This is a genomic window from Sphaerospermopsis sp. LEGE 08334, from assembly GCF_015207205.1.
In the GTDB taxonomy this organism is placed as follows: Bacteria; Cyanobacteriota; Cyanobacteriia; order Cyanobacteriales; family Nostocaceae; genus Sphaerospermopsis.
Map to the genome: position 1 here is coordinate 86,832 of NZ_JADEXH010000020.1, position 10,771 is coordinate 97,602.

Here is a 10,771-nt window from a genome sequence, read left to right on the forward strand (position 1 = left end):
ATTTTGAATTTAAATATGTTGTTGTATATACTTATAGATTAGATAGCGGATTTTTTTCTTTTTTTTCTTCAAAAAACATTGAATGAAACAATTGTCAATTATCAATTATCAATTGCTTTAAAGTCTCCTTTCCACTCTCAACATCCGTTGATAAGATACCCATCCACAGGCTAACATAATCATAGCAAACCAGAATAAAAACCACAAATGTAAAATGATATCATGAAAATTTGCCCCCTTAGCCCACACTCCTAAAAGAGCTTCATTCATGTGATAAATGGGATTAAATTTCGCAATATCTAACAGAGTTTTCGGAAATAAAGAAGTGGGTAAAAATGCGCCCCCTAAAATTAATAAAGGTACACCAAAAGCTGCCACCAAAGCATTAACATCTTCAATGCGTCTAGCTAATTGTGTACCTAAAATAAATCCCAAGCCAACATAAGCAATGATGCTTAATAAAATGATGATAATTCCTAAGAAAATCGAACCTTGAAAAGTAGCACCCCAAAAAGCAGCAATAGTATACACTAAAAGAGTTTGTCCAATACCAATACAGCTATGAGCGAGAAAAATTCCCAAAAAATAAGATGTACCACTTAATGGAGAAATAAACAACCGTTTCAGGGTTTGCTGTTCTCTTTCTGCGACTACAGTAGCGACACTTCCACCCAAACAACTAAAAAATAGTGCAGCACCTACCAAAGTTGAAGGTGCAGCATTTTCTAAAGCTTGAGCCATTGTTAATTTTGCCTGTTCTGCCAAAATAAATCCGTTAAGAATTAAAATTGAGATAGGGAAAATACTCCAAAAAATTAAGCTGCGTCTGCGTCGTAACAGTTCGATTAAGATGCGCTGAGTTACAGCTATAGTTTCACGCCAATATTTCATGTTGATAATTGGATTTACAAATCAATAGCGGGGTCCAAAAAAGAGTATGAAAAGAGGGCTGATGTAGTAGAGTTATAATCTTCCAAAAAAACAACTCGAAAGCCAGAAACAGCCCATGTTAGATATTCTAACATTCATTTCCAGAAGAATCAATAAAATAGGGTGAAGTGGTATTCTTAATTAAAACAAAGAGAGAAGATCAGGAAATGAAGCTACCACCAAAAATCAGAATCGCAGATCATTTTAAAGATTTAGCATCCTTGACTCTGTAAATCACCAATATAGGACTCATATTTGATTTTTAAGAAAAATCTGTACACCTAAATTCTCTGAAACCCTTTTACATCTTACCTTTTGCGTTTTATCTGACTACGCAAACAATTTCAGATATCAAATATTATTCCTATATTATTCCTATAGACCTCTCCGAAAATAATTGTAGAGACGTTCTATATAACGTCTCTACAAGGGTTTGGTGGTTATGCACATTTAATTACTGAAGATACCTAATGATCAGAGTTCAGGGCAAGAAAAATATCTTACCCCTGTCTCTGGAAGTCTTTTTCCTTACTTAGTTCCATTCTCAAAATACTTAACCATAAGTTATTCTGGTCAGGTTTTGATCATTGACTAGAGCAGTATTTAGTCATTGCATTTAAATTTAATACCCTTTTATCCTACGTGCTAGTCGGAAAAGTCGGATCTTGAGGTCGGATCAAGTCTGGTTTTATCTAAAATACTTTTAAATGTATTTATAGTGAGACCAAAGCTGGATATAATTCATCAGAAAAGTAAGTGGTAAAGCGTCTGATGAAAGAAATGTATAATATGAATAGTTAATGGTAATGATATACAAATCCTATAGATAAATCTATTTGACTTTGGAAAGAAATGAAGAGAAAGTACGGTCAATATAACTGAAAAAGTAGCCAACATTTACATATATGAACACTTACTAGAGGTAGCTGCGATCGCTAATTGCAAATCTATCTGTAAAATAAATTACAAAATAGCATGATCAAAAACCCTAAAAAATGACATTTAACTACTGATGAATCTTGAAGAAGCAATCCAATGGGTAGACTCAACCCTAGAATCCAAAACAGGTAAAAAACTAACCTTCCCAGAGAAAGGAATCCTCAAAGCTGCTTGGGAAAATGAAACCTATAACGCTGTTGCAGATAGTTTATACATAAGTGTGGGGCATATTAAAGATTTAGCCTCATTATTATGGAAACGCCTTTCCGACTTAATGGGAGAAAAAGTCACCAAGAGTAACTTTCGCCATTTACTTTTACAACGAAACGCCGCCTCTACTCAATCTTATATAAACATTGTCGAAAAGGAAACTTATCAAACTGAAGACCCCAAAGGCAATATTTTAATTGTTGATGATATCATCGAAAATCTGTATTTTTTATCCGATATTTTAACTAAACAGGGGTATAAAGTTCGCAGTGTCACCAACGGTAACATGGCATTAAGAACTGTCCGCAACAACCCCCCAGATGTGATTTTACTTGATATAATAATGCCAGATATTGATGGTTATCAAGTCTGCTCAATTCTCAAATCTGAGGAAGAAACTTCAGATATTCCGATTATTTTCCTCAGTGCATTAAACGAAGTTTTTGATAAAGTCAAAGCCTTTCAAGTCGGGGGAGTTGATTATATTACCAAACCATTTCAAACGGAAGAAATTATTGTCCGCATTCAAACTCATCTGACTTTGCAACAGCAAAAACGCCAGCTACGCCAAGAAATTGAGAAACATCAACAAACCGCAGAAATTCTCTATCAATCTCGCGCCCTTCTTGCCAGTTTATTGAATAGTTCCAGAGATGGAATTGCTGCTATGCAAGCTGTGAGGGATATGGTAAATGGAGAAATCAAAGACTTTCGCTATTTATTAGTTAATCCTGTCTATGCGAAAATCTTGGGTAAAAAACGAGAAGAATTGACTAATAATTTCATGCAAAAGCAATTCTTAAATCAACTCATTCCCAGATTTTTTGAACAGTTAGTACAGGTAGTGGAAACAGGAGAAAGACTCGAACAAGATTTTTTTTTGGAAACCAATATGCAAAAGAAATGCTATAACTTGATCGCTATGAAATTAGGTGATGGCTTTTCGATGAGTGTGCGCGAGGTGAAAGATTAGGGGGTAAATATAGGGAAATATCTACACCATATATTCAATTATGTGTTAATTATGTGCTTGATGACTTTGTTGCCAAAGTTGTGCATAAACTCCATTTTGTTGCAATAAATCTTGATGATTACCCGATGCCACAATGCTACCATTTTCTAATACAAAAATCTGATTAGCACGTAAAGCATGGGTAATACGGTGGGTAATCATAATCACTGTACATTTTTTAGAAATATGATCTATTGTGTTGAGAATATCTGCTTCTGTGGCTAAATCAAGAGCAGATGTAGCTTCATCTAATATCAAAATAGCAGGTTTTCTGATTAATGCTCTAGCTAAAGCAATTCTTTGGCGTTGTCCTCCTGATAATTGTCCGCCTCTGTCACCTACTGGGGTATCATAACCTTGGGGTAAGGTGAGAATAAAATCATGAATTTCTGCATCTTGAGCGGCGGTTTCTACTTCTTTATCAGTGGCTTCTAAATAACCCATTCTAATATTTTCACGGATGGAAGTGTTAAATAAAATCACCTCTTGAGAAACCAGTCCTATTTGTTCCCGTAAAGATTTTTGAGTGCAGGAACGTAATTCAATATTATCAACAAGAATATTACCTTGTTCTGGGTCGTAAAGTCGGGTTAAGAGATTAACAATGGTACTTTTACCAGCACCAGAATGTCCTACAAATACTATAAAATCATTTTTATTGATGGTTAGGGATAGATTGTTGATTCCTCTTCTCTCTGATGAATAATTAAAGGTAACATTGTTAAATTTAATTGTATCGGAAAAATGAGGTAGTTCAATGGCTTTTGGTGCGTCTTGGACTTGGGGAACTTCAGATAATAAAACAGAGATGCGTTGCATTCCCGCTATTCCTTCGATGATATAAGGAAGGGAAAAAGTAAAGCTGAGGATATTCAGATTTAAACCTACTAATAAAACTTGGAAAGAGACAAGAGTTCCCACGGTAATTATGTTTTTGTAGGTCATTATTGCCCCTATAGTAATAATAGCGATTTGGACAAAGACAAATACTAAAGTAGGAATCCTTTGCACTAAATAAGAGGAAAATTTAGCTTTTACATAAACCTTTTTTAAATCTTGTAATTGCCGAGAAAAATCCTGAATATTACGTTGTTGTAGTCCAAACAATTTAATAACATTTTGAGAGATAATATTTTCTTGAATTGTATTAGCAATTTGACCTTGAGTATCTCTTAATTCATAAGTTTGATTAGTAGCAATACCACCAATTTTTGCGGGAGCAAAAACACAAAAAGTTAAACCAATCAAACTAATTATACCTAATTGCCAATTGAGGGAAAACATAAAAATAGCAGAAAATAGGATGCTACCCAGTTCTAAAATCATAATTAACCCGAACTGTAAACTATTTTCTACCTTTTCCGTATCAGCTATAAAACAGTTAACAATATCGCCGGGTGAACGTCGTCCAAAAAATTCCATAGATAGATTTTGGAGGCGATAAAACATAGAATTGCGGATATTGTTGATCACAAAAATATTAAATTTTGTCGCCCAAAAATCGCCGATCAATCCGACAAAAACAAATAAAATTGCTCCCAATCCTAATAATAACAGAATTAAAATTAAAAGATTGTAATTTTGAGGAATGATAGCCCCATCAATAATAAACTTTAAACTCATTCTAATTGAGGATTCAAAAGCCGCCTCAAAAAGACCACGAGCGATAAGAAGAATAGCTAACCATCGGTAGGAAGCAAGATATTTGTTGAGTTGTTTGAGAAACCAAATTAGATTCATTAATTTTAAAATTAAAAGGTGACTTGCTCTAATACACTAGAATTTCCTCAAGTCAGCTAAGGTAGCATTACCAGTACAGAATAAAACTGTAGTATCTTAGCTGGTTATTTTCCTCTGGCTGAGATACCACAGTCCCTGATTTAGAACTATTAGACTAGCAGATTTTAGAGGTGTTTCTTTTTGATTGCCTCTAAAATTACTTCATCAACATAAGCAAGTTGTTGACAGGCTTTACAGATAGCCATTAGGTCTTTGGTATCACACATCTCAAGCATTTTTAAACCTTGCTTGTGGTGAGAAACATCTTCTAAAGCATGAACTTTAAGAAAGGATGTTGACGATTCACCATATATATCTCGCATTTTTTCGTAAAAAAGAATCTCACTATCCTGACTAGCGAAACCTTCTAAGGGAATCCTGTATCCTAAAATAGATAAGCTACTTTCGTAATCCATCAAGTAGAAAATACTGTGGTAATAGCTGGATGTAGCTGGTAGTTCTGGAAATGAATCAATAGAATAACCTAATGACTGTAAGTCTCTGAGTGCTAAGTTTTCATGACCTAGCTCCCCTTTAAGACTCTCAATAAAGAAAGGAAATAATTTACTATTAGTACTGTATCGAGAAAGTGCCAGAGCTTCCATACGAGGGGTATAGGAAGTTTGATAATAACATTGTGCTAACCATTCAGCATAACAGACTCGATTTTCCCAAGGAAATTTTGAGGCATTTTCCTCTAATGATTTCATACATTTTTCAATTTCCTTGATAGTTTGAGAAAGTTGTATTGATTGAGAATCTAAAGTTTCAATTGAACTATTGAGATTAGTAACTTGAGATTCATTTTGTACGTTATCAGTGATCAACATAAAACTTGCTTCCTTTTTTACAATGTATTAGAGTGATTTAATTTGTTTAAAAACTATATGACAATAAAAACTATATAGTTTTATATTACTTGGAGTATCTTCGGAAAGAAGATAGACTGTTTAGAAAAAGCGGCTCTAAGAATCTCTGACATCAACTGCACAAACGGAATGTTAGCAAGATGTATGATCGTGCCAACAGATGTTTCACCATATTGAAATAATGGCGAGATAGGCTGAGAAGATATAGCACAATTGGCGTTCACTTCAAGTACAAAAAGTTCTTGAGATTTGTCATCCATCCGTATGTCCACCCGTCCATATCCATTGCCACCGACTGCACAGTAAGCAAGTTTACTAAGTTCGCAAATTTTGTCAGACAAAGAATAATCAACTAATTCTCCCAATAAAAAGTTTTCTACTTCAAGATGAACTTTGTGAGATTTAAACTTTTCAAATTCAGATAAATTAGAGTTAAAAATAAACTCTAAAGGTGGATAAATTTTTAGTTTTTCAGGCTGTTGAGAAGAACCAACAATAAAAACAGTAAATTCTCGCCCATTGATAAAGCGTTCCACAAAAACATTTTCGAGAGTAAATAGAGATTCTTTTTGTTCTTTTAACAAATATTGTATTTGCTGATAAATTTCTTCATCACTATTAACAACGGACTTACTAGACAATCCTATTCCTCCAGTAGAGATAGCAGGTTTAACAATTAGAGGTGTTCCCAGTTTTTCACAAATTCCCCCAATGTTGTTAACATCAGAAATAACCTCATGAGGTGCAGTAGATACACCCGCTTTAAGCAAAGCCTTTTTCATTCTAATTTTGGAGATGGTCTGATGTTCAAAGTTAGAATCCGCACCTGTAAAAATAATCCCTTTCTCTTCCAATAACTTGATTACAGAAAGACCAGGATAACCATCAACTTCATCAAAGCCATCGCAATAATTCAGCACAACAGGAGTATAGTTTTTATTAGAAGCTAATACTTCCTTAACTACTGATTGCATATTTTCTAGGGTAATTGGCTGCCATTTCCATTTAATGCCAAGTTCGTGAAAAACGTTTGCTAGTTCTTGACGATAACCTTCATTATCATAAAATTCTCCAATTAATCCTTGGGGTGTAATTTTATAGGGAATAAAAGCCCAGACAAAAAGTTTTTCTTTAGGTATAGGTAATGCTTGAAAATTTGTCATTTTTCTTTCTTTTGATATTTTATTGATAGTAATCTTCTAAAGAACCTGTGCGCCGGATATCCAGTGTTACACAGTGAAAACCCCCGCCTAATGTTCGGGCGTGGCGAATTTGCAAAGGAATTACATCTATGCCATGTTTCTCAAGCTCTTTGATCAGGGGAATTTGGTTTTGATCAACAATTGCTAAATTAGGATTTACCATCAATAGGTTCATGCCTACCCATTTACTGCTTAATGCTGTATTGGCTTGATAACCAATATCAACAATATTATCTAAATAGATAATATCCCAATTTTTGAACAGTTCAGGCAGGTTTTGTTCGCCAACTCTTTCAGCATTAACTACTACTAAACCAGGGCGAATGAGGGCAAAAGTAGAATCTAAATGAACTCCAGAATATAGGTTGTTATAGGTGTGTACTCTATACTCATCACCCAAAACTGTCTGAAGCCATTGCGCTCCTAATGGATTTCCGCTATCAGATACCAAATAAATTAAATCTCGCCCCATCCGTAAAATATTAGCAGCATCAAATACAGGTTCATGGTTTTTGATGGCAAAAGAATTAGGGTCATCAAGATTATAAATATCGTCAGCTAATCGAGGTTTGGGTGATGAAATCCATTTCGCTCCACTTTGCAAATAATCTATGAGAATTGATTTGTAAGATAGAGTTTCAAAGAAGCGGGAACGAAAGACCATTGGAGTTTCAATAATCCATGTTCCAATTGTCAGCATTAAATCTCTAGGACAGTAGTTATACTGACTATTTGTTTCCCAATCAGGAGTACGAAACTTGACAGAATGATCGGCTATTTCAGGACGCTGAACAGTAACGCCGAGTTTTTGAAGTGTTTGCACGAGTACGTCCAAATCTTCTTCTGTTTCTTCGATAATGCGATCGCTATAGCGACCAGATGGGATATTTTCAATACTGCCATAGTCTTTGTAGTCAATGGCAAATAGTCCTAAGTCGGGACTAGGAATTTGTGCGTTAGTTGCACGTCCGACAATAATTTCTTCAAGTGTATCCCACTCGTTATGAACGCTGACTTTGCTCATTCTTATTTGTTAGTAGTAAATTTCAGGTATTACAAAAAATCACGAACTAACCTTCGCTGCACAGTGTTTTTCCGTGATACTGATCAGACAATATGGAAGTTACGCAAGGGATATGTCTATTGTTAGGCAACTTCCTTCACACCTTTTTTTAGAACTTTTTTAAATCCCTCTAAGTGTTCTCCAGATATTGTCATTAAGATTTTCACATCTCTAAATGGATAGCTGATGTCACATCCAGAAGGCATACTGACTCTTGCCTCATATATCTGATCTCGGATTTGATCTATTTTCGGATCTCTCAGGTTGAATATTATTCCATTCCTATCCATAAATAATATTTCAAAGTTCTGAAATTCTTCAGATGCAGTGAAAATCATTTCACTTTTATCTTGACTCATTGTGAGTTCATAGGTATAGTCTATATGCTCAGTGTCCGAAAATTTTGTATTATTAGTCAATATATATTCTGCATAGAAGGAAACCGTTGAATCATTGCTACTACCACTTAATTCTACAGGTGTATAATTTATGTGTCCGTCAGCGAATTCCTTCATTTGCTGATGAACATCAAGGGTTTGTTTAGGTTCAATAATTAAGTGCTTACATTCCAAAGTATTATCATTACCTAACCTTGAAAAGTAAATGTAATAACTTTTATTTTCATTGTTTGTAACAGTTGCCTCTCCTGTCTGCACATTTTTTATAAATGACAAAGCTCCAATTTGTGTTGTTACTTGCGATGTCCCACTCCCACCAGAATCGTTTGCAGATAGATTGTCTCCAAAATTTTGTAAATACAAACCTGATGCAGTATGAACAACTTTTACTAGAGTGCTAAACCAACCCATAATTTTCTCCTTGCTTTTTGCAGTATCTCAAGTTTTTTATCTTGTATATGTAAGACGTTTCTAAAATCAAAATTGTGAATTATTCAGCAAAACAAATTTTTTAAATTCCCTAGACTCAATCAAACTTTTCTTTCTGTCCGCTCTTTTATTGTTCAATCTCATAAAAAGTGTTAAGCTGTTACGCATTTACTTTTTTTGCCAAAAAACGTTACTGCAAGCTCTCTAGACTACAAAATATTAAATTAAGCTGCGTAACAGCTTAAGATGAGGTAAAAAAATATTCAGATTAACTCTATGGTTACAAGTTCATTAAACCTAAATCTAGACACTGTTCACTTTACAGACGAACAGTTTTATCGGTTATGTCAAAATAACCGCGAGTTAAAATTTGAACGGGTGGCAAAAATAAAATTAATATTTATCCCGTAGGAAAAGACGTGGAAATGGAAAATATGCCCACAGAATTATCTGGTGAGTAATGCATGGATTTAGTTTGTGGAGATTGAAATCCCCGACTTCTTGAAGAAGTCGGGGATCTTGTTGTGAAAATCTCCACTATCAGCCCATAATTGCCATAATACTTGAAAATAAAATAAATAAAACAACATATTAATTATTGTAGGGTAGGCATCTTGTCTGCCATTAAAATTATTAGATAATCTATTTTTTCCAATTCCGCAAAACCCAAAAATATCCAGTAAAGCTATTTTCTTATTCAAGAATAACCCAATCTGCTTAACTACATTTTTTTGTAAATACTCCTGATTTAAATCAGATTTGTCTTCAACCTCTCCATCAGATTGACTATCCACTACAACAAGTTGCGAAACAGTAACCGCTTGTTCTGGTTCTTCCTTATCCACTATCTGCACAGTTTCTAATTCATTAGATAACACCAAAGTCTCACCACTAGGGGTTTCTGTTTGAACAGTATTCTCGGATTTCCGCCTTTTTGGAGACTGGGAAGAAGTCGGAGATTTACACTTGTCTAAATCTGTCGAATATCCATCCTCTACCCCAATAAAATCCTGATCATATCGCTGTTGTAAAATCTTCCGCGCTTGAGAAATACGCTTACGCACATTATCATAAGAAATACTCAGTTTCTCAGCAATTTCTTGATATGAAAGTTCGTCTTTAAAATGCAAAATAAACGTTTCCCGCAGTCTAGCAGGTAATTCATCTATAAAAATGGCAAAAAAATTTTCCAGTTCTTGTTGCTACGCAACAAGAACTGGATTTTCTTCCTGACTACCTATTTCCTCTTGATATTCAACACCTATAGTATCCAAACTTTCAACCTGCTTTCCACCCCGACGACGTTCTCTATGGATATCCACACAGAGATTATAAGTTAGCTTAGTCACCCAACTTTTAAAACTTTTAATTTCCACCGTAGAATTACGTAGCTTATCCCAGGCTTTCAACATTGCTTGACTCAGCACATCTTCCGCATCAATAGCATTACCCATCCACTTGACGCAACAACGATGTAAATAGTCTTGATATTCTTGCCATAACTGCCAAAAATCGGAGTTTATATTTTGATAGTCAATGGCCGATAATAAGGAAGAAGTGTAAACGGACATACCCAATGAATTTATATATATTAGGACTATTACGCTGGTATTTGAAGCAGGACAAGGGGAAGTTTTTTCCTTTAATGGTCAGAGTTCAGGGCAAGAAAAATCTCTTACCCTTAGCTCTTTAAGTGTGTTTCCTTGCATACTTGCATCATCAAAATACTTAACCATTAATTATTTGGTAAGGTTTCGATTATTGACTAGAGTAGTATTTGCTGCTCTTATCTAAAGTTACTACCATTTTCTGCTGTGTGACAGTCGGAAAAGTCGGGTATTCAGGTCGGATCAAGTCGGGTATTGTCTGAAATAGTTTTTTATTAAAACGAGAAGAATTGACTATAGCTTTTCCCAAGCAGATGAAATACACCCCACCCC

10 protein-coding genes are annotated in these 10,771 nt (G+C 34.7%); 1 reads left to right on the top strand and 9 read right to left on the bottom strand.

Going from position 1 to position 10,771, the window contains the following annotated elements:
- Positions 1-117: 117 nt before the first annotated feature.
- Positions 118-891, bottom strand: a complete 774-nt coding sequence (locus tag IQ237_RS13165; protein ID WP_194055796.1) for an ABC transporter permease — start codon at positions 889-891, stop codon at positions 118-120.
- A gap of 1,051 nt (positions 892-1,942) precedes the next feature.
- On the opposite strand from IQ237_RS13165, the gene IQ237_RS13170 reads away from it, so the two are divergent.
- On the top strand, positions 1,943-3,052 hold the full coding sequence (locus IQ237_RS13170) for a response regulator (protein WP_194055798.1): 1,110 nt from the start codon (positions 1,943-1,945) through the stop codon (positions 3,050-3,052).
- A gap of 45 nt (positions 3,053-3,097) precedes the next feature.
- On the opposite strand, the gene IQ237_RS13175 is transcribed toward IQ237_RS13170, so the two are convergent.
- From IQ237_RS13175 to IQ237_RS26305, 8 genes are all read right to left on the bottom strand, one after another.
- On the bottom strand, positions 3,098-4,831 hold the full coding sequence (locus IQ237_RS13175) for an ABC transporter ATP-binding protein (protein WP_194055800.1): 1,734 nt from the start codon (positions 4,829-4,831) through the stop codon (positions 3,098-3,100).
- Positions 4,832-4,995: 164 nt separating this feature from the next.
- Positions 4,996-5,700 carry an iron-containing redox enzyme family protein gene (locus tag IQ237_RS13180; RefSeq protein WP_194055802.1) on the bottom strand — a complete coding sequence of 235 codons (705 nt, stop codon included), beginning with the start codon at positions 5,698-5,700 and terminating at the stop codon, positions 4,996-4,998.
- Between the two features lie 80 nt (positions 5,701-5,780).
- Positions 5,781-6,902: an ATP-grasp domain-containing protein gene (locus IQ237_RS13185; RefSeq protein WP_194055804.1), complete on the bottom strand. Its 1,122-nt coding sequence runs from the start codon at positions 6,900-6,902 to the stop codon at positions 5,781-5,783.
- A gap of 19 nt (positions 6,903-6,921) precedes the next feature.
- Positions 6,922-7,965: an inosamine-phosphate amidinotransferase 1 gene (locus IQ237_RS13190; RefSeq protein WP_194055806.1), complete on the bottom strand. Its 1,044-nt coding sequence runs from the start codon at positions 7,963-7,965 to the stop codon at positions 6,922-6,924.
- Positions 7,966-8,087: 122 nt separating this feature from the next.
- A complete protein-coding gene (locus IQ237_RS13195; protein WP_194055808.1) occupies positions 8,088-8,813 on the bottom strand; it encodes a hypothetical protein in 726 nt (241 codons plus the stop codon).
- 488 nt (positions 8,814-9,301) lie between these two features.
- The gene (locus IQ237_RS13200) at positions 9,302-10,024 is read right to left on the bottom strand and encodes an RNA polymerase sigma factor (protein WP_228020202.1); all 723 of its coding nucleotides are present in this window, start codon (positions 10,022-10,024) and stop codon (positions 9,302-9,304) included.
- A 9-nt stretch (positions 10,025-10,033) separates the two neighbouring features.
- Positions 10,034-10,402, bottom strand: a complete 369-nt coding sequence (locus IQ237_RS13205) for an RNA polymerase sigma factor (RefSeq protein WP_194055810.1) — start codon at positions 10,400-10,402, stop codon at positions 10,034-10,036.
- Positions 10,403-10,589: 187 nt separating this feature from the next.
- Positions 10,590-10,771: hypothetical protein (locus tag IQ237_RS26305; protein WP_228020188.1), on the bottom strand; the 182-nt coding region annotated here is incomplete at its 5' end.